Source organism: Streptomyces sp. NPDC049970 (genome assembly GCF_040660235.1).
Classification (GTDB): domain Bacteria; phylum Actinomycetota; class Actinomycetes; order Streptomycetales; family Streptomycetaceae; genus Streptomyces.
In genome coordinates this window covers 15832-35800 of record NZ_JBFALP010000031.1, presented here as the reverse complement: position 1 = coordinate 35800, position 19969 = coordinate 15832, and the positions used below count along the sequence as shown (strand labels likewise).

The following is a 19969-nucleotide window of genomic DNA, read 5'->3' as shown; positions in this document are numbered from 1 at the left end:
CGTGCACGACCTGTTCGCCCACACCATGTTCGGCGACACCCCGCTCGGCCGCCCGGTCCTCGGCACCGTCGAGACGGTCAACGCGCTCACCGCCGACCGCATCCGCCGCTTCTACAAGAAGCATTACGACCCGACCCACCTCGTGGTCGCCTGCGCCGGCAACATCGACCACGCCAAGGTCGTACGCCAGGTCCGCGCCGCCTTCGAGCGGGCCGGTGCGCTGAAGAATGCCGACGCCGTGCCCCTCGCCCCGCGCAACGGGCGGCGCGTCGTGCGCACCGCGGGCCGCGTGGAGCTGCTCGGCCGCAAGACCGAGCAGGCCCACCTGGTGCTGGGCATGCCCGGCCTGGCCCGCACCGACGAGCGCCGCTGGGCCCTCGGCGTCCTCAACACCGCCCTGGGCGGCGGCATGTCCTCCCGGCTCTTCCAGGAGATCCGGGAGAAGCGCGGCCTGGCCTACAGCGTGTACTCCTACACCTCCGGCTTCGCCGACTGCGGCCTGTTCGGCGTCTACGCCGGCTGCCGGCCCAGCCAGGTGCACGACGTGCTGCGGATCTGCCGCGACGAACTCGACCGCGTCGCCGAGAACGGACTGAGCGACGACGAGATCCGCCGCGCCGTCGGACAGCTGCAGGGCTCCACCGTCCTCGGCCTGGAGGACACCGGGGCGCTGATGAACCGTATCGGCAAGAGCGAGCTGTGCTGGGGCGAGCAGATCTCCGTCGACGACATGCTCGCCCGGATGGCGGCGGTGACCCCGGACGAGGTCCGCGAAGTCGCCCGGGACGTCCTCGGACAGCGGCCCTCGCTGTCGGTCATCGGCCCGCTCAAGGACAAGCAGGCCGCCGGACTGCACGCGGCGGTCTCCTGACCGCCCCGGGCCGTACGATCACTGGTCACCACCCTGCTGCACCCGGCCCGCGGGCCGGGCAGCCCCGGTCGTAAGGAAGCTGAGAGATGAGCAAGCTGCGCGTGGCGGTCCTCGGTGCCAAGGGAAGGATCGGTTCCGAGGCCGTACGGGCCGTAGAGGCCGCCGACGACATGGAACTGGTCGCCGCCCTCGGCCGGGGCGACGCCCTGGAGACCCTCGTCGACTCCGGCGCCCAGGTGGCGGTCGAGCTGACCACCCCGGCGTCGGTCATGGACAACCTCGAGTTCTGCGTCCGCAACGGCATCCACGCCGTCGTCGGCACCACCGGCTGGACCGACGAGCGCCTCGCACAGCTGAAGGGCTGGCTCGCCGCCTCCCCGGACACCGGGGTGCTCATCGCCCCGAACTTCTCCATCGGGGCCGTGCTCACCATGAAGTTCGCGCAGATCGCCGCGCCGCTGTTCGCATCCGTGGAGGTCGTCGAGCTGCACCACCCCAACAAGGTGGACGCCCCCTCCGGCACCGCCACCCGCACTGCCGAGCTCATCGCCGAGGCCCGCCGCCGGGCGGAGCGTGGCGAGGTCGGCAGGATCGCCGACGACGGCGAGGTTCCGGGGGCCGGCCACGACTCCTCCGCCGGGCACTTCGGTGTGCGGCTGCGTACGTACCTGATGTCCGGCGTCAGCTACATGGTGCCTTTCGTCGCGGCCGGCGGGCTGCTCATCGCCCTGTCGTTCGCCATCGGCGGCTACGAGATCGCGGGCGCGAAGTCGGTCGCCGACCACTTCGTGTGGGGTGAGGCGGACAGTTGGGCAGCCCTGCTCAACCAGATCGGCGGTGCGGCGTTCGGCTTCCTGGTCCCGGTGCTGGCGGGGTACATCGCCTACGGGATGGCGGACCGGCCGGCGCTCGTACCAGGATTCGTGGGCGGCGCGATCGCACTGACCATCGACGCGGGCTTCCTGGGCGGTCTGGTGGCGGGGCTGCTGGCCGGTGCGGTGGTGACGGCCATCCAGCGGGTGAAGGTGCACCCCACGCTGCGGGGCATCATGCCGGTGCTGGTGATCCCCCTGCTCGCGTCGGGCGCGGTGGGCTTCCTGATGTTCGTCGTGGTCGGCAAGCCGATCGCCTCGCTCCAGAACGCCCTGACGGACCGGCTGAACGGACTGTCGGGCTCCAACGCGGTCATCCTCGGTGTGGTGCTCGGACTGATGATGTGCTTCGACATGGGAGGCCCGCTGAACAAGGTGGCGTACGCCTTCGCGGTCGGCGGACTGGCAGACCCGACGCCCGGCAGCCTCAAGGTCATGGCGGCGGTGATGGCGGCCGGCATGGTGCCTCCGCTGGCCATGGCGCTCGCCACGACCGTGCGCCGCGGGCTGTTCACCCGGACCGAGCGGGAGAACGGCAGGGCCGCATGGGTGCTGGGCGCCTCGTTCATCACGGAGGGCGCGATCCCCTTCGCCGCGGCCGACCCCCTTCGGGTCATCCCGTCCGCGATGGCCGGAGGGGCGGTCACCGGCGCGCTCTCCATGGCCTTCGGCTGTACGCTCCGCGCGCCGCACGGTGGTGTCTTCGTCGTCCCGCTGATCGGGCAGCCGTTCCTGTACCTGCTGGCGATCGCCGCGGGCACCGCGGTGTCCACCGCGCTGGTCGTCGTCCTCAAGGGCGTGCGGCGGAGTCCCGAGGCCGCCGACACCGCGAAGGACGGGACCGAAGTCGCCGTGGCCGCCTGATGGCCCGCCTCTCCCCCTCGTCCCGGATCCGTCCCTCACCACCTGGGGTGAACCCGCGCGGACCCGCTGGTGTGGTGCTGTACGCCGAGGGCGAAGGCGCACCGGAGGCGGTCGAGGAGCTGGCTACCCTGCCTGCACGGGACCTGGACCGGAAGGACTGAGCGTGCTGGAGACTTGGGACCGCGCCGCCGAGGGAGTCATGCCCCTGCCCTCGGGGCGGCTGGTCCGTGGGCGTGGTCTGAGGCGCCCGCTTCCGGAGGGGCCGACGCCGGCCCTGGCGCTGCATCTGCTGGGTAGTCCGCCGCCCCCGGTCGCGTGGGAGTCCCGGTGGGTGCGCTGGCCCGACTTCCGGCTTCCGGCGGACAGGCACGCGGCCCGCGCCGCGATGGAGGAGGCGTGGGAGCGTGCCGCGGCGGAGCGGGTCGAGTTCGCCTGCGCCGGCGGACGCGGGCGGACGGGAACGGCGCTGGCATGCCTGGCCGTTCTCGACGGTGTCCCTGCGGCGGAGGCGGTCGCCCACGTCCGCCGGAACTACCACCCCAGGGCCGTCGAGACTCCCTGGCAGCGGCGTTACGTTCTCCGCTTCGCAGCGGGCTGATGCCGTCGCGAGGCGGTCACTCGACGGTGTGCGGAGCCGGAACCGTTGCTCCGCCGCCGGCGCGTACCGCCTCGACGACACTCTGGTGGAACGAGCGGCTGGCCTCTTCGGAAGGGCACGGCACCGGGCTGCCGGCCAGCGTGAACCAGTCCGAGGCGCCGCTGTACTGCACGGCGACCTCCGCCTGCCCTTCGGTCCAAGTCGTGTGTACGGTCAGATCACCGCTCACGACACCTACCTCTTCGGTGCGCACTCCGCCGGTTCCCGCGAAGACACCGAGGGTGGTCCACGATGCCCAGTTCATGACGCGTCGCCTTTCGGGACAGTGACAAGCCTGTCAAGCGGACTGCTTCCGAGTATGGCACCGAGAACCGTCACCCGCACGGGTGTGTCCGTGAGTATCCGTCCGGTGACGACGAGGCGCAGGTCAGGGGTGCATGGCCGCTCCCTTGAGGATCTTGTCCACGGCGTTGCGCGGTCCGTACACGGCCAGGCCGACCAGATCCAGCCCGTCCCGCGGCACGGCCCGGACGGCCGCCCTGTTGGCCTCGTCGTGGCCGGTCGAGAACAGGTCGGAGGTGAACACGGCGGTGGTCGCGCCCCGGCCCACCGCCCTGGTGTGCGCGGTCCTGAGCAGCTCCCCGCCCCCGGCGAACACGAGGACGGGCTGGCGGAACATGGGCAGGTACGGGGTGTCGTCGGCGTCGGCGTACGGTTCGCCGACCACCTCGGGCACCCGGGTGCCGAGGCCGCTCACCAGGAAGGCGGTGACGTTGAGGCGCTGCCAGGACTCGAGGTCGTCCCGGAGCAGAACAGCGATCTTGGTGTCGAAGCGTACGGGTGCGTCGGCGGGTGCGTTGTCGTCGGTCATGCGAGGAGCCTGCCGACTCCGGCGACCGGGGTCTTGTACGAACTTTGCACGTCGGGCGGCCGGTGCCGCTCTTGTAACCTGTGCGCATGGGTGCACGTCCGGACATCGCCGCGTGGCGTCCGCGGGTCGAGGGAATCGACGAGGTGTTCCACGCGCACTTCGCGGACCACGCCTATCCCATGCACACGCACGACGCCTGGACCCTGCTCATCGTCGACGAGGGCATGGTGCGTTACGACCTCGACCGTCACGAGCACGGGGCGCCCAGCTCCGTGGTGACCCTGCTGCCTCCGCACGTCCCGCACAACGGGGACGCCGCGACGCCGGAAGGATTCCGCAAGCGGGTCCTGTACCTGAGCACCGGGCAGATCGACGGGAACCTCGTCGGGCGCGCGGTGGACCGGCCCGTGCTGCACGATCCACGGCTGCGGCACCGTGTCCACCAGCTCCACCGGACGCTGGAGAGGCCGGGCGACGAACTCGAGGCGCAGAGCAGGCTGGCGCTCGTCCGTGAACGCCTCGCCCGCCATCTGCGCGACGAGCTCGACGCGCCGTCGCCCGTGCCCGGCCGAAGAGTCGCGTACGAGCTCCGGGACCTGCTCGACCGGCACTTCGTGGAAGGCCTGTCCCTGCGCGAGGCGGCCGAGCGGCTGCACGCCCACCACGCCCACCTGGTAAGGGCGTTCAGCAGCGAGTTCGGGATCGCGCCCCATCAGTACCTGACGGGCCGCCGCGTGGACCTCTCCCGACGGCTGCTGCTCGGGGGGATGCGCGCGCCGGAGGTGGCGGCCGCTGCGGGGTTCTACGACCAGTCCCACTTCTCACGGCACTTCAAGCGCGTGGTGGGCACGAGCCCGGGTCACTACGCGCGCACCGGGGGCAGTCGCTGAGGGCGCTGTCCCGTAGTCCCTCGCGTGACAGCCCTCAGCGGCGCTGCAGCGAGCCGCGGACGAACGCCGCCTGCCCGGCGTGCTGCAGGTCGTCCGAGATGACGCTGACCAGTCGCACACCCAGGGTCACGGGCGGCGACCAGGCGTCGTCCACGATCCGGTCCAGGGCCTGGCCGTCGAGGCCCCCGACGAAGCCGAGGGTCCGCTCGTGCACGGCGTCGAAGTACCCGAGGAGGAGGCCGGCCGACGCGACCCGTACGGACGCCGCCTGCGCGCTGCTGTGCCCGTACCCGGTCGAGCCCCTCTCGAGCGGCAGCTCGAAGCGGGCCGCCCAGTCCTGGGTGAACCAGACCTGCTCGGTCCCGGCCGCGTCGGCGACGTGGTCGTCCTGGACGCGTGCGAGGTGCCAGACGAGCCAGGCGATCGAGTTGGCCTCGCCGCCGAGCCTGGCGTTGAGGTCCTCGGGCGGGAGGCCGTCGACGGCGGCGTGCACCGCTTCGTGGATGCGTTCGAACGCATCGGCGAGAATGCCTGCACAGTTCATGCAGCCACCATGGCCGGTCCCCCTACGGCACAACGAGTGCGACACGCGGCCGGGGCCCGGAGTCGGGCGGGCGGGCGGATCAGGCGTGCACCGTGTGCAGCCACTTCGTCAGGAGGTCGTTGACCTCCGCGGCGCGCTCCTGCTGGATCCAGTGTCCGGCCCCTTCGAGGATGTGCGAGGAGACGAGGCCGGGGAGGGTCGTGGGGTAGGCGGCGATCGCGTCGGCCATCCACGTCGTGGAGGAGTCGAGGCCGCCGCCGATGAAGAGCGAGGGGCGGGTGAGTGCGGCGCCGTCCCAGGCAGCGAGGTCCTCCCAGTCGCGGTCGACGTTGCGGTAGCGGTTGAGAGCGCCCGTCGGTCCCGCCTTTCCGAACTCGGCGGCGTACACGTCCAGGTCGTGCTCCGTGAGCCAGGAGGGCAGGCCACCGCCGGTGAACCGGTCGCGCATGGCCCCGCCCGCGGGCACGAAGAAGGGAGTGGGCGCGCCGGGCGGCGGCATCGTGTCGCCGGACAGCGAGGTGTAGAACCCGGCGAGCCACCCGCGTACATCGGGGTCGATCTCCGCTTCCGCCCGGCCGGGCTCCTGGAAGTAGCTGACGTAGAACTCCTCGTCGCCACCGATACGGGCGAAGCCGTCGGTGGGCCGGACCGGGTTCCAGGGGGCGTACGGCACGCTGAGCATCGCGACCGCGGTGAACATGTCGGGCCGCAGCAGCGCGCTGTTGGCTGCGATGGGTGAACCCCAGTCGTGGCCGACGACCGTGGCGGTCTCCTCACCGAGTGCGTGCACGACTCCGACGTTGTCGGCCACGTGGGCCGTCATCCGGTAGGCGTCCACGGGGCCGGGTGCCGAGGAGCGCCCGTATCCGCGGACGTCGAGGGCGACGGCCCGGAAGCCGGCAGCGGCGACGGCCGGGAGCTGGTGGCGCCACGAGTACGAGGTCTCGGGGAAGCCGTGGATCATGAGGACGAGGGGTCCGCTCCCCTGCTCCAGGAGGTGGATCCGCCCGCCGCCGGGAACGTCCACCAACCGGTGGACCGCCCCGGGGACGGTGGTGGAGGGCTCGGCGGCGGGGGTGGGCTGCGGCATGGGTCTCCTCGTGTTCCAGGGGCGGGTCTGCTCCACCATCATTCGGCCGCCGCCACCACGGAACAAACGAACTTGCCGTTACGGCAAAGTCTCAGCCGGCGGACGGGCCCGGCACGAGGCCGTCGGCCGCGAGTCCCGCCAGAACTGCCTCGCCCAGGGCCTGGACCGCCGACATCGGACGGACCATCACCGTGAACTCCTTGATCCGCCCGTCCTGCGCGAACTGGAGCAGGTCGATCCCGTGGATCTCCCGGCCGTTCACCGACGCCTTGAACAGCAGGATCTCGGAGGGCTCCTCGGTGTCCTCCGCGCTCGTGAGCGCCTGGCCCTCGAAGCGCCCGATGTAGCGGAAGTCCTCGAAGGTGCGCATGAGCACGCCGAACAGGCCGAGCACCATCGGCCTGCCCTCGAACGGTGTGAACTTCACCGGGCTGAACAGGCGGACGTCCTCCGTGAACAACTCCTCCAGCGCCGCCGGGTCATTCTTCTCGACTGCGGCCCTGAAGCGTTGCGTGGTTTCGGCGGTCATGGTCGGCACTCCCCGGCTCCTGACGGCCGAAGACCCGGCCGTTCACTCCGGTGAGTGTGGCGGAGTGCGGCCGGGCCGGTACACCGGGGGTCAGACCGACGGATCGGCGTAGGTGACGGTGACCTTCTCGAATCCGAGCGAGCCGAGCAGGCCCTGGAGCATGGACGTGGTGTTCTTCTCGGCGCGCTTGGTGAGGCCGCTCTCCTGGGCCGCCTCGCCGATGTGCTTGACCGCGAGCTTGTTGACCGCCTGTTCGCTGCCCGGGTTGTCGGAGAAGAAGTCGCCGAGCCGGTCGAGGATGCCTCGCTGCTTGGACACCGCGTAGGAGCGGTCCGGGTCCAGTGCGGGCTTGCCCAGCACGGCGTGCGGCAGGCGGAGTTCGGCCGTGGTGCGCTCCTTGTTGACGATCACCCCGTTCTTCGCGACCTTGCCGAGGTCCACGGAGGCGCCGACGGTGCCGGCACCGACGTAGAGGGTCCGGGTACCGCGGATCGCGTCGGGCAGGTACTTGGCGTCCTTCTCCAGGTCGACCACCACCTGGAAGTTGCCGGAGGCCGCTTCGTACGAGCTCATGTCCTGGATGGACTTCAGCACCGCAGGGCCCGAGCGGTCCGTGGTCTCCTCGCCGAAGAGGTCGCCGAACCCCGGCAGCAGACTGAGCCTGCTGCCCAGGAACAACAGGACCAGGGCCGCGGCGCACACGCCGGCGAACGGCAGGCATCCCCGCGTCCGCGAGCGGCTGCGCGTCGCACTGCCGTGGCCGGGATCGCCTGTGCTGTCTGTCCTTACGTCAGTGGACGTCATACCTCTCTTGTGACCCGGTCCCGCTGTTTCACTCCGCCGTGCGGCAGGAATTACGTCAAACCCCGTACGGGACAGCCCTCACGCTCCCGTCGTGCCGTCCAGTCGTTCCCTCAGCAGGTCGGCGTGACCCACGTGACGGGCGTATTCGGCGATCATGTGGACGTGCACCATCCGCAGTGAGTAGAGCGTCCCCCGCCGGGTGAAGGTCTCGTCGAGCGACGCACCGGACGCGGCCTCGTCGGCGAGGCGGATCTCCTCGACCAGCCGGGCGTAGTCCTCCGGGGCGCGGTCAGGTGACAGGTCCTCGAAGTCGGCGTCCTTGCCCTTCTCCGGGTCGTACATGGGAGGCAGTGAACGGGCCGCGAAGCCCTCGCGGAACCAGATGCGTTCCACCTTGGCCATGTGCCGGATCAGGCCGAGGAGGGTGAGGTTGGAGGGTTCGACCGTCTGCCTGGCGAGCTGTTCACCGCTCAGACCCACGCACTTCAGCAGCAGCGAACTGCGGTAGAAGGCCAGGAAGCCGGTCAGGGTCTCGCGTTCGGTGCCGGTGAGGGGGCCGGAGTTGCGGGTCACCTCTGGAGCTGTCCATGTCATTGCACGATCATGCCCTCCGCGGCAGGCCCGGCGTGAACGGGGTCGGTTGCGCGCATCCGTTCACGCCCGGGAACCCCGTACGGAGGTCGGGGTTCCGGCCGCCGGCCAGAGGGGCCGGCAGCCGGAACCCCAGGCGGTGCACTCACTCACTCCAGAAGGTCCGCGTACGCACCCAGAGCCAGTGCGATGTCGGCCTGCGCCCAGAACCGGTGGTAGGTGAAGACCGGGGCGACGCCACCGTCCAGGTATGCCTGCACCTTCGGCCAGTTCGGGTCGTCCTCGTAGAACGACCGGATGGAGAGGAACGTCGAGTCGTTGTCGACGGTGTCACCGCCCGGCATCACGCCCGTCCAGCCGTCCGGCACGTGGACCGGGTCGTCGAAGCGGTTGTAGTCGGCGCGCGTCTCCGGCACCGCCACCCCGGCGTCGTCCTGGTAGTGGCTCCACATGCCGTCGAGCAGTCCCTCGGCCGTGGCCTTCGCCTCGGCGTCGCCGGACTTGGCGGCGTAGTACGTCAGCGTCCTCGCGAAGGCGCCGGCCACCCCGACGTCGTTGGTGTAGTCGGCGACGGTCACGTGGAGTGCGCTGTTGGTGCCGGGGCTCGACGCGTTCCAGGTGTCGGGCGCGCCCGACCACCTGAGTGTGGACGGCACGAGGTAGGTGCCGTCGGGGTTGACGGTCGTCTCGGACAGGGCCCAGTCGACCCACTTGTCCAGTACGGCCTTCGCCTGCGCGTCACCCGACTCGTGGTAGTACTCGGCGACGCGTTCCATGGACCACGCCTGGAAGCCGAACCACTGGTTGGACGGCGGGTCGTGGTAGACGGGCTTCTCGTCGTAGTACATGCCGTAGAAGGTGGGTGTCCCGGCGGGCGGCTGGGCGTAGCGGCCCTTCCAACTGTTGGTCGCGCCGCCCGCGATGGCGCCCTCGTCGGACTGGAGCCACTGGTAGAAGTCCATCTGCCTGTCCAGGCTCTTGGCCCAGTCCTGCTGTCCCGTGGCCGACTTGGGCTTGAGGTCGGCCACCGAGCTCAGCGCGTAGGCGGCCATCGGGTTCTGGTAGCCGCCGTGCGCATGGCTGGAGCCGATGCGCCAGGACCAGCCTGCCGAGGTGTCGGTGGCCCCGCCCCAGGCGTAGTACCAGGACATCAGGTAGTGCGCGCTGTCCTTGCCGCTGCCTGCGGGGCAGGTGGTCGGGCCGACACAGTTGCCCACCTTCTTGAAGTACTTGTCGAACATGGAGTAGCGGAGGTAGTCACCCATCTTCGCCGCCTTGCCCACGGTCGCGGTGACCTCGCCCGACTTGCCCTGCTCCTTCGCCCAGACGTCGGCCCAGTAGGCCGCCTGGACGGCGCGGGCGTCCGCGTCCGGGGCGTTGGTGAACTTCCACTGCTTGGCGTAGGAGGCGTCTCCGGTGAACAGGTCCAGGTAGCCGTTGTCACCGCCGTACGTGAAGTTGTCGCAGGTGGGGTGGGTGACGGTCTCCCAGACCGACTCCTGCGGTCCACGCTGGAAGGTGTTGATGTACGAGGGTCCGCTCGCGGTCGGGCCCGCCGAGCACTTCCCGGGGCTGTTGCCGAATCCGTAGACGTTGTCGACGTCCTGGATCCAGTGCATGCCGTAGATGTCGTCGGTGCCGTACGCGCTCCTGAGCTCCGCCGCGATGGGATCGGAGCCCGACGACGCGGACCCGTCGAGAACGGCCGGGTACTCGTCCGGGGTGTCGTGCTCGGGCGCGTAGGTGGCCGGCTTGGAGGCGTTGTAGAAGGAGTTCGTGGGCTGGTCGGCGTGGGTGGGGATCATGTACTTCTCCATGGTGTCCCACGCACCGTTGAACTTCGTCCAGTCACCGGTGATCTTCCCGTACATCGCCTGGAGCCAGATCAGATAGCTGTAGGCCTCGGACGTCGTCTCGTGTCCCTGGTCCGGAGCCTCCACGATCAACGTCTCGACGGAGTGGTAGGGGATTCCCTCCGAGGAGAAGTAGCCGTTCGCCGGATCGGTGATCTTCCCGTACAGGTCGAGGAACCGGGCGTCGTAGTCCTTCGCCGCCGCGAGCTGGGTGACGGTGACCGTGGACCTGCTGTGACCGGGGGCCGTGACGGTGAAGGTCGCGGCGCCCGTGCCCGACGCGTCGGCCGACACGGTCACCTTCTGGGGCGTGGACCAGTTCGCCGGGGTGAAGGTGAGGGCTGCGCCTCCCGTGACGCTCAGGCCGGAGTTGCCGGCGGTCCGGGCGACGGTGACGGCGACCGGTGCGGCGGGCGCTGTGGACAGCGACACGGTGAAGGCCGCCGACTTGCCCTGCTGGACGCCGAGTTGGGCGGGTGTGGCGACGACGGCCGGACCCGCGACCACGGTGATGCCCGCAGGGGTCGACTCCGCGGAGGCGCCGAGGCCGTCGTAGGCCCTGGCGTACAGGGAGTGGCCGCCTGCGGTGAGGCCCTGCGCGCTGTAGCTGTAAGGGGATGTGGTGTCCGTGCCGAGCAGCTCGGTGTCGTCGTAGAACTCCACCTTGCTGATCCCGGCCCCGTCCGCGGCCGCGGCCGTCGCGGCGATGGGTACGGCGTCCCCGGTGGTGAAGACGGCGCCCGCCGACGGGCTGGTGAGGACGGCGACCGGCGGCTGATGGGCACCCGCGCACGGTGTGCCGTTGACGGCGAAGGCCGTGGGTGCGGTGTTGGCGCCGCTGTAGGAGAACTGTGCGCCCGTCGTGACCGCGGCCCCGGCTGCGAGGGAGCCGTTCCAGGCGGCGTTCCTGACGGTGACGTTCCTGCCGGACTGGGACCAGGTGCCGTTCCAGCCGTTGGTGAGCTGCTGGCTGCCGGCGTACGTGTAGGTCAGGGTCCAGCCGTCGATCGCGGCAGTGCCCCTGTTGGTGACGGTGAGTTCGGTACTGAAGCCCGAACCCCAGTCGTTGGCCTTGTAGTCCACGCTGCACAGGACGGCGGCGGCCTGAGCCGGTGTACCGGCGGCGGCGGTCATCCCCAGGGGAAGGGCCAGGGCCGCTGCCATCGCTGTCAGCAGCCGTCGGTTTCCGGCTCCGGTTCCGGCCGGTCTTCTCGGTAACCAAGTTCTTCGTGCGCGTCCCGATGGCATGCGCGGTACCTCCTCGCGGCTCGGCGACATGGGGGGTGTGCGGGGTTGAGCACAAGCCTTGAACCAGTGGGAGCGCTCCCAGCATGGGGAGGGGGAAAATGGGAGTCAAGAGACTTGAAGAGTCGAATTATTTCGATAGCAAGAGATGAGAACGGGTGTGTTGACCGACACCACTTGACGCTCTACCGTCAAGCCACACCAGTGGGAGCGGTTCCATCAGCTGACGTGCCGTAGGGGGCACGCCCGGTCTGCAAGGAGTCGTTCACGCGACACACACCGCACTTGCCGCACCTGTTCAGATCTTCCTCGCAGCAGCGCCCGTCGGCCGGCAGACCAGTCGCGCCCATGGGCACCGCTTCCGGATCCACCTCGCGCACACGGCTGAGTACGGCACCGTGCGTCAGCGGAACGGTGGTCTCCGGCGCACGAGCACCGCAGCGAGGAAGACCGAACGGGAACCATGCGAACGGTGCGGGCTTCCGCCCGCCTGTGCGGGAGCTGACCCACGCCCGATGCGTCCGAGCACGGCACGACAGCACGCTCGGCACCACGGCTCCGACCGGTCCCACCGCTCCGGTGGAGCCGTCCGCCCCGCCGACGGGTTCCCCGGCGAGGGGCGCCCCGGGCGACGAGCCGATCGGCACCGCCTCCGTACAGGCGACCGCCGGCCGGTACAGCGCCACCCCCGTATCCCCCTGAGCGAGGAGCAGCGACTGGATCCCACCAGCCTTGATCCGCGGCACACGCGGACGAGACGACACCAGCGGCGTGGACGGCCCGTCCCAGCGGGTCGGGACCCACAGTACGACTCCCCCGGGCCGAACCCTGCCTGGACCGGCGGGTGTTCGACGACCGCACGGCAGGCTGCTCCGGCACGAGCGGGCAGCAGCGCACCGTCACGACGTCCGAACGAGTGAGGGCCACGGGATCCCGCACTCGCACCGGCCGCCGCCGAAGCCCCTCTCACCTGGGGCGGGACCGGCGGGAACCACGCTCCCACGGCCATACCGGCCGGGCACGCGATGGTTCGACGGCCACGGACCCTTCTCTCCCGGACGGACACGGGGCGCCTGGGACCGTCCCACTCCACCGTCCTCGACCAGCGACGACGACGCCACCCCCACCCCGGAATCGGGCCGCGCCTTTCGCGCGCCCCCTACAGCTGAGGAAACGGAATTCGTATGAGCCGCACGAGCCGCACCAACCTGCGCCGTTCCCGAATGGCACTCATAGCGGCGGGAGCACTCGTCGCCGCAGCCGCGGGATCCGCCGCCGCGGCGGTCCCCTTCGGAGCCACGGCCGCTGCGGCGGCCGGCTGCACGGTCGACTACAAGATCCAGAACCAGTGGAACGGCGGCCTCACCGCTGCGGTGAACGTCACGAACAACGGCGCCGCCGTGCCCAGTTGGCAGCTGGAGTGGTCGTTCGCCGGTAGCGAGAAGATCAGCCAGGGCTGGAACGCCACGGTCTCGCAGACCGGCGCCGCCGTCACCGCCAAGAGCCTCTCCTACAACGGCGCCCTCGCCACGGGCGGCTCGGCGTCCTTCGGCTTCAACGCCACGGGCAACGGCAACAGCGCCGTACCCGCGACCTTCAAGCTGAACGGCGTCGCCTGCAACGGCGGCACGACCGGCCCGACCGATCCGACCGACCCCACGGACCCGCCCACCGATCCGCCCGCGGGCAACCGCGTCGACAACCCGTACGCGGGCGCCAAGGTCTATGTGAACCCGGAGTGGTCGGCGAAGGCCGCCGCCGAACCGGGAGGCAGCCGGGTGGCCGACCAGCCGACGGCCGTCTGGCTCGACAGGACCGCCGCCATCGAAGGCGTCAGCGGCGGAATGGGGCTGCGCGACCACCTGGACGAGGCCCTGACCCAGAAGGGCTCCGGCGAACTCGTCGTACAGCTGGTCATCTACAACCTCCCCGGACGCGACTGCTCGGCCCTCGCCTCCAACGGCGAGCTCGGCCCCACCGAGATCGGCCGCTACAAGACGGAGTACATCGACCCGATCGCGGCGATCCTGGCCGACTCGAAGTACGCCGGCCTGCGGATCGTCACGACCGTCGAGATCGACTCCCTTCCCAACCTGGTGACCAACACCGGCAGCCGTCCGACGGCCACCCCGGCCTGTGACGTCATGAAGGCCAACGGAAACTACGAGAAGGGCGTCGGCTACGCGCTCAACAAGCTCGGCGACGCGCCCAACGTCTACAACTACATCGACGCCGGGCACCACGGCTGGATCGGCTGGGACGACAACTTCGGCCCGTCCGCCGACATCTTCAAGGTCGCGGCGACGTCCGAGGGCGCGACGGTCGACGACGTGCACGGCTTCATCGTGAACACCGCCAACTACGGTGCCACGAAGGAGAACAACTTCACGATCGACGACGCCGTCAACGGGACTTCCGTACGCCAGTCGAAGTGGGTCGACTGGAACCGCTACACGGACGAGCAGTCCTTCGCGCAGGCGTTCCGCACCAAGCTGGTCTCCGTCGGCTTCAACTCCGGCATCGGCATGCTGATCGATACCTCGCGCAACGGCTGGGGCGGCACGGCGAGGCCGACCGGGCCGGGTGCGACCACCAGTGTGGACACCTACGTCGACGGCGGGCGCTACGACCGCCGCATCCACCTCGGCAACTGGTGCAACCAGGCCGGAGCCGGCCTCGGCGAACGGCCGAAGGCGGCCCCGGCAGCGGGCATCGACGCGTACGTCTGGGTGAAGCCCCCGGGGGAGTCGGACGGCTCCAGCAAGGAGATCCCGAACAACGAGGGCAAGGGATTCGACCGGATGTGCGACCCGACCTACACGGGCAACGCCCGTAACGGCAACAACATGTCCGGGGCACTGCCCAACGCCCCGATCTCGGGCCAGTGGTTCTCGGCGCAGTTCCAGGAGCTCATGAAGAACGCCTACCCGGCGCTCTAGGCTCCGCGTCGGCGGGTCCCGGGCGCTCCCCCGCCCGGGCTCTACCGCCGACTGCGCAACTTGTCGACCAGAGCGCGTCCGCGAACCATCGGCGCGGACGCGCTTCGGCGCTGGGCGGGCAGGGCCTTGGCCTTCGTCCCGCCCTTCGCCTTCGTCCCGGTGGCGGCCTTCGCCGTGGGCTTGGCCTTGGTCCCGGTTCCTGCCTTGGCTCCGGCCCCGGTGTTCGGCCGGGTACCGAACCTCTCCCTGATCCCCGGCCTCGACCCGCCGCCGGTACCGACCTTGGCCTTGCCGGTGTCCGCGGGCGTACGCGGCGCGGGCTTCTCCGTGTCCGCGGCGACGGGTCCCTCCACCATCACGTGGTAGCGGTGGCTGATACGCCGGCCGACGAGCACGTAGCCCAGCAGCGCTCCGGTCGTGTTGAGGATCACGTCGTCGATGTCGAAGGCACGTCCGGTCACCAGCGCGCCCTGTGTGAGCTCGACGACCACCATGACCAGGGCGGTCAGGAGGGTCATCCGGATCATCCGCAGGCGGCGCGGCACCAGGAGCGGCAGCAGCACCCCGAACGGCGTGCCGAGGAGGATGTTGCCGCCCGCCTGCTTGCACGCGGCGAGGAAGGTGTAGTCCTCGGCGTACTGGCGGATGGAGCGGCCCGGCTTCATGTTGGACGTCACGATGTCCTCGGACGCGGGTGACGGCGTGAGCGTCACCTTGGCCAGGACGACGGAGAAGGCCACCAGGGCCAGGAAGGCGGCAGCCAGGACTGCTGCGCGCAGCAGTAGACGTCCCATGCTTCTGCGCCGTGTACTAGGTTCCGTCTCTGCTGTCATGGCGGACTGATGCCCCCAACCTCGATCCCCACACCCCTGTTCGAGTGCGACGATGTGCGCATGAGCGCACAGAACAAGGACGTACTCGTCGCGGAGGCCGTGCGGCTGCGTGAGCAGGGTCATCCCGAACAGGCCCGGGAGCGTCTCCTCGCCCTCACCGCCGAGTTCCCGGACGCCCTCGATGTCGCTTATCAGACTGCCTGGGTGCACGATGTGCTCGGCCTCGAGGCAGAGGCCGTCCCGTACTACGAACGGTCCCTGCAGGCTGACGGGCTGGACGACGAGGACCGCCGGGGGGCCCTGCTGGGGCTCGGCAGCACCTACCGCGTCCTGGGCAGGTTCGGACAGGCCGTCGAGACGCTGCGGCGCGGTGTGGCCGAGTTCCCGGACGACGGCGCGCTGCGGACTTTTCTGTCCATGGCGTTGTTCAACACCGGCGAGCACCACGAGGCCATGCAGATCCTTCTGCGCCTGGTGGCGACGACGAGCGACAGTCCGCACGTACGGCGCTACCGGCCGGCCATCGAGCACTACGCCGCGGATCTCCACCGGACCATGTGACCCGTCCGGCGCACGTCCCGGTGAACGGGGAAGCCCCGACCGGATCGGGGGAATCCAGCCGGGGCGGCTTGTGTGCGTGCGTGTGGACGGTCGCCGTGCGGCGGGGTCCGTCGGTCACTCCCACGTATAGATGAACGATAAACCACCAGTCGACGTTCCCGTGAATCCACCCCCGCCGTGTGATCCACCCCACGGCCGGCGCGTGCCGGATGCCCGCGACCGGCCGGAGGGCGGCACACGCACCGATGGTCAGCGCGTCTCGCGGAACACCACGTGCCGACCGGCGGCCGGGTCGAACTTCCGCAGCTCAAGCCGGTCGGGGTCGTTGCGCCGGTTCTTGCGCGTGACGTAGGTGTGCCCCGTTCCGGCCGTGGAACGGAGCTGCACGACGGGCCTGGTCCCACTGCGTGCCATGGCGCCTCCAGACGTGTTCCCGACCCCGCTCCCCGCATGGGAATGGGTGTCGTTTTCGTTTCCGTGATGTCGTAACGCGGCGGGACGCACCCTCATTCCCGCCTCCGTCGGCCACGTTCGGACATCCCTGCCGGCGACCGCCGAACAGGTGGTCGACGCACCTGCGACCGCCCCCTCGAACCTCCCGGCTGCCTGCGGCGTGCGGCGGCGCGCACCCCGATCCCTCGCCGCCGCACGCCGCCGCATATGCCCACCCCGGACCCCTGCCAGCTGTGCGGGGGTCGCACACGCGGGCGCGTGCGGCCCGCTTCGCGCCTGCCGACTTGCGTCAACTCCCCTTCAGGGGAAAGGGTGTTCGGTGAACCCGGCCTGAAGCCAGCCGAAGGCATATGCCGGAAGCAACAACGCGCCGAGTGTCGCCAAACCACTTACGGGCTTCCGCGCCCTGTGCAACAGTCGTGTTCGGTCCACCCCCACGAACCGGCCGCACCGCCTGTATCGGAGTACCAGATGCCGTCCCATCTGTCCGCGGACCGCTCCGCCCCCCAGCCGCCCGAGCGCGACGCCGTCGACGCCCTCATCAACCGCGCCCTGCTGCTGCGCGGCGACGTGGACGCCGTACGGCGGGACACCTCCGTGATCGATGACGACGACCCCCGGCTGCGCTGGCAGCGGGCGCTCTGCGAACTGGCCGTCCACCAACTCGACGACCTCGGCGAGCACCTGGGCCAGCTGCGCGACGGTATCCCCACCCCCCGCACGGCGGACGCCGAGCCGTCCGAAGATCCGCGCAGGGCCACGGCGGTGACTCCTCCGGTCGGCTCACTGCTCAGCAGAGTGGGCAGCGCCGAGTGGAACCTGCTCACGGACGAGGTCGACTGGTCGGGCGAGCTGTACCAGATCTTCGGCAGGGACCCGGGCAAGGGCGCGTTGTCGCTGGACGAACTGCCGTCCCTGCTCCTCGCCGAGGACCAGCCCCTCCTGACATCGATGGTGACGGACTGCCTGGTGGACGGCAGGCCGATAGACGGCGAGTTCCGCATCCTGCTGCCCGACGGCGGCATGCGGACCCTGCACATGATGGGCGAACCCGTCCTCGACGCCGACGGCTGCACGGCCTCGATGTGGGCGGTGCTACGGGATGTCAGCCGGCTGCGGCGCGGTCAGCACATCCTGGGCAGGACGCAGGAGGCCTTGCGGCGCCGCGAGCAGAGGGCCCAGGCCGAGCACCGGATGGCCGTGGAGTTCCAGGAGGCGGTGCTGCCGCCGAGGCACGGCTCGGTGCCGGCGTCGGGACGGGGGACGGGCGGGCTGGACATCGCCGCCCACTACCTGCCGTCCGGGGCGCGCGACCTGATCGGCGGCGACTGGTACGACGCGCTGGTCCTCCCGGACGGGAGGACCATGCTCACCGTCGGCGACCTGACCGGCCACGGGATCCAGGCCACCTCCTCGATGGCGATGATGCTCGGCGCGCTGCGGGGCATGGCCGTCGCGGGCGTCGACCCCGGCGCCCTGATGGGGCACCTGAACCAGCTGATCGAGTGCTCCGCCCAGCCCGCACTGGGCAGCGCGGTCTGCTGCCGCTTCGATCCGGCGACCGGCACCCTCGCCTGGGCACAAGCAGGGCACCCCGCACCGCTGCTGTTCCGCAACGGAGTCGGGCGGCCCCTCCCCGCGCCGGACGGGGTTCTGCTCGGCGCGGCGTCCGGAGTCACCTACGAGCAGGACCATGCGGCCCTGGTTCCGGGTGACCTTCTCCTCCTGTACACCGAAGGACTGACGCGGCACAGCGACCGGAGTGCGGGCCCGGAACTGCTTCTCGGTCTGGCACCTCGTCTCGGACAGGCACGAACGGCGCAGGACTGCGTACGGATCGTCGTCGAGGAGCTCGGATCGGCTGAACGGCTCGACGACGCATGCGTATTGGCTGCCCGCGTCGAAGCGTGAGGGCGCGGCTGATCACATGGCGACCGCGGGGATGCGCCGACTCGGCCGACCAGGGGCGACCGGCTACCCGCGCTCCCCGGCAGCGGGACGTGAGGGTCAGATCCGGGTGTCCCCGGCCTTCTTCCCGGCCTGGCTCGGCGGCAGTGCGAGCTCGATCTCCTCGCGCAGGTCCTCGATCCTGGCGTGTCCCGCGAACTGGTTGGTGAGCCGGTACATCTCGCGCAGCCGGTCCCAGGTGCGGTGCGACGAGGTCTCCCCCATCGACACGAGGGCGAGCCGCGCGTAGCGGTCGGCCTGCTCCGGGTCGTCGGCGATGAAGCACGCGGAGGCCAGCGAGATGTAGTCGAAGATCTTGGACCGCTGGCGTCCGTTCATCCGCAGCTCCAGCGCCTGCTTGGCGTGGCGCTGTGCCGTGCCTGCCGCACGCGGATCGTGCTCGGCCAGTGTGCGGAAGGCGAGTGCCTGCATCCCGTGCATGTCCGCCTCGTCGAACATCTGCATCCAACTCGGCGACGGCACATCCCCCTTGTCGGAGACGAAGAGGTCCTCGGCCTCGCCGAGTGTGCGCCGCATGGCCTGCCCGCGGCCCATCGACGCCTGTGCCCATGCCTCGATCGTGTGCAGCATCGCCCGGGTGCGCGGCAGCATCTCCTCCCCCGAACCGGACTTGGCGAGCTTCATCAGGTCCAGCGCGTCGTCGGGCCGTCCCAGGTGGACCATCTGACGAGCGGCTCTGGAGAGCGCCTCGCCCGCCCGTGGGCGGTCGCCGCCCTCGCGTGCCGCGTGGGCGGCGATGACGAAGTACTTCTGGGCCGTCGGCTCGAGGCCCACGTCGTGGGACATCCATCCGGCGAGCACGGCGAGGTTGGCTGCGACGCCCCAGAGGCGGCGCTGCAGATGGTCGGGGTGGTGGTAGGCGAGCATGCCGCCCACCTCGTTGAGCTGGCCCACGACGGCCTTGCGCTGAAGTCCGCCGCCCCGGGAGGCGTCCCAGTCCCGGAAGATCTCGACCGAGTGCTCGAGGGCCTCGATCTCCTCGGATCCGATGGGGGCGGCCTCGTACCGGTCGAAGCCGGCGTTGTCCGCGTACGTGGGATCACTGGAGCGGGTCCGGGCCGCCGGGGCGGGCTCGGAGTGCAGCCAGTCGTGCAGGGCGCCGGTGATAGCTGAGCCGGCGGCGAGCGCGGCGCCCGCGCCCACCAAGCCGCGTCGGTTGAGCATGAGGTCCATTCCCGTGAATTCGGTGAGGACCGCTGCCGTCCGTTCGGGCGCCCACGGCAGTCCGTCGGGATTGTTCTCCGTCCCGGCCTTCTGCCGTTTACCCACACGCCCGCGCCGGCCGAACCCGAGGTCCTCGATGGTCACGACACGGCCGAGCCGCTCGGTGAACAGGGCCGCCAGCACTTCCGGCACTGGGTCACGGGGGGACTCCCCCGTGTCTATCCAGCGCCGCACCCGCGACGTGTCGGTGGCCAGTTGGAGGTGGCCCATGGCCGCCGCCTGCCTGTTCACCATTCTCGCGAGTTCACCCTTGGACCAGCCGGCAAGGCCGAACAGGTCGGAAAGGCGGGTGTTGGGTTCTCCGGTCACGTCAAGCCCCCAGGTTCTCGGCTGACTTGACCCTAGCCCCCCGGCGGATGCCGGGCGAAT

At 70.4% G+C, this 19969-nt stretch carries 18 protein-coding genes; 7 read left to right on the top strand and 11 right to left on the bottom strand.

Translation table 11 applies throughout. From position 1 onward, the window contains the following. The 3 genes from AB0I83_RS30615 to AB0I83_RS30605 form a co-directional block, all read left to right on the top strand. Positions 1–871 (top strand): pitrilysin family protein (locus AB0I83_RS30615; RefSeq protein ID WP_363306956.1); only part of this gene is annotated, 871 nt, incomplete at its 5' end. Between the two features lie 86 nt (positions 872–957). After that, positions 958–2607: a fructose-specific PTS transporter subunit EIIC gene (locus tag AB0I83_RS30610; protein WP_363306955.1), complete on the top strand. Its 1650-nt coding sequence runs from the start codon at positions 958–960 to the stop codon at positions 2605–2607. A gap of 163 nt (positions 2608–2770) precedes the next feature. Further along, positions 2771–3205, top strand: coding sequence for a protein phosphatase (locus tag AB0I83_RS30605; RefSeq protein WP_363306954.1), 435 nt, complete (start codon positions 2771–2773; stop codon positions 3203–3205). A gap of 16 nt (positions 3206–3221) precedes the next feature. Here the strand turns inward: AB0I83_RS30605 and AB0I83_RS30600 are convergent, their stop codons facing one another. Beyond that, the gene (locus AB0I83_RS30600) at positions 3222–3509 is read right to left on the bottom strand and encodes a hypothetical protein (RefSeq protein ID WP_356532010.1); all 288 of its coding nucleotides are present in this window, start codon (positions 3507–3509) and stop codon (positions 3222–3224) included. A gap of 123 nt (positions 3510–3632) precedes the next feature. Beyond that, complete coding sequence (locus AB0I83_RS30595; RefSeq protein WP_356532011.1) at positions 3633–4076, bottom strand: DUF2000 domain-containing protein; 444 nt, start codon at positions 4074–4076, stop codon at positions 3633–3635. Positions 4077–4162: 86 nt separating this feature from the next. Here AB0I83_RS30595 and AB0I83_RS30590 point away from each other — a divergent pair, with 86 nt between their 5' ends. Next, complete coding sequence (locus tag AB0I83_RS30590) at positions 4163–4966, top strand: AraC family transcriptional regulator (RefSeq protein ID WP_363306953.1); 804 nt, start codon at positions 4163–4165, stop codon at positions 4964–4966. A gap of 34 nt (positions 4967–5000) precedes the next feature. Here the strand turns inward: AB0I83_RS30590 and AB0I83_RS30585 are convergent, their stop codons facing one another. The 6 genes from AB0I83_RS30585 to AB0I83_RS30560 all read right to left on the bottom strand — a co-directional run bounded on the left by AB0I83_RS30585 (position 5001) and on the right by AB0I83_RS30560 (position 11541). Continuing rightward, positions 5001–5510 (bottom strand): DUF664 domain-containing protein, encoded by a 510-nt coding sequence (locus tag AB0I83_RS30585; RefSeq protein ID WP_363306951.1) that lies wholly within the window; start codon positions 5508–5510, stop codon positions 5001–5003. Between the two features lie 79 nt (positions 5511–5589). Next, a complete protein-coding gene (locus AB0I83_RS30580; RefSeq protein ID WP_363306950.1) occupies positions 5590–6600 on the bottom strand; it encodes an alpha/beta hydrolase in 1011 nt (336 codons plus the stop codon). A 91-nt stretch (positions 6601–6691) separates the two neighbouring features. Further along, entirely contained in the window at positions 6692–7129 is a 438-nt protein-coding gene (locus AB0I83_RS30575) for a nuclear transport factor 2 family protein (protein ID WP_356532017.1), read from the bottom strand. A 90-nt stretch (positions 7130–7219) separates the two neighbouring features. After that, positions 7220–7933: a DUF4230 domain-containing protein gene (locus AB0I83_RS30570; protein WP_363306948.1), complete on the bottom strand. Its 714-nt coding sequence runs from the start codon at positions 7931–7933 to the stop codon at positions 7220–7222. 78 nt (positions 7934–8011) lie between these two features. Beyond that, positions 8012–8527 carry a DinB family protein gene (locus AB0I83_RS30565; protein WP_356532020.1) on the bottom strand — a complete coding sequence of 172 codons (516 nt, stop codon included), beginning with the start codon at positions 8525–8527 and terminating at the stop codon, positions 8012–8014. 146 nt (positions 8528–8673) lie between these two features. Further along, positions 8674–11541: a glycoside hydrolase family 48 protein gene (locus tag AB0I83_RS30560; protein WP_363306947.1), complete on the bottom strand. Its 2868-nt coding sequence runs from the start codon at positions 11539–11541 to the stop codon at positions 8674–8676. A 1265-nt stretch (positions 11542–12806) separates the two neighbouring features. On the opposite strand from AB0I83_RS30560, the gene AB0I83_RS30555 reads away from it, so the two are divergent. Further along, positions 12807–14561, top strand: coding sequence for a glycoside hydrolase family 6 protein (locus AB0I83_RS30555; protein WP_356532024.1), 1755 nt, complete (start codon positions 12807–12809; stop codon positions 14559–14561). A gap of 41 nt (positions 14562–14602) precedes the next feature. On the opposite strand, the gene AB0I83_RS30550 is transcribed toward AB0I83_RS30555, so the two are convergent. After that, positions 14603–15355 carry a VanZ family protein gene (locus tag AB0I83_RS30550; RefSeq protein WP_356532025.1) on the bottom strand — a complete coding sequence of 251 codons (753 nt, stop codon included), beginning with the start codon at positions 15353–15355 and terminating at the stop codon, positions 14603–14605. A 99-nt stretch (positions 15356–15454) separates the two neighbouring features. Between AB0I83_RS30550 and AB0I83_RS30545 the strand changes: the two genes are divergently transcribed. Then, on the top strand, positions 15455–15955 hold the full coding sequence (locus AB0I83_RS30545; protein WP_363306946.1) for a tetratricopeptide repeat protein: 501 nt from the start codon (positions 15455–15457) through the stop codon (positions 15953–15955). A gap of 249 nt (positions 15956–16204) precedes the next feature. Here AB0I83_RS30545 and rpmG read toward each other — a convergent pair whose 3' ends face one another. Then, a complete protein-coding gene (rpmG, locus tag AB0I83_RS30540) occupies positions 16205–16369 on the bottom strand; it encodes a 50S ribosomal protein L33 (protein WP_363306945.1) in 165 nt (54 codons plus the stop codon). Positions 16370–16879: 510 nt separating this feature from the next. On the opposite strand from rpmG, the gene AB0I83_RS30535 reads away from it, so the two are divergent. Further along, positions 16880–18319: a SpoIIE family protein phosphatase gene (locus tag AB0I83_RS30535; RefSeq protein ID WP_363306944.1), complete on the top strand. Its 1440-nt coding sequence runs from the start codon at positions 16880–16882 to the stop codon at positions 18317–18319. 96 nt (positions 18320–18415) lie between these two features. On the opposite strand, the gene AB0I83_RS30530 is transcribed toward AB0I83_RS30535, so the two are convergent. Next, a complete protein-coding gene (locus AB0I83_RS30530) occupies positions 18416–19909 on the bottom strand; it encodes a hypothetical protein (protein ID WP_363306943.1) in 1494 nt (497 codons plus the stop codon). Between the last annotated feature and the right edge of the window lie 60 nt (positions 19910–19969).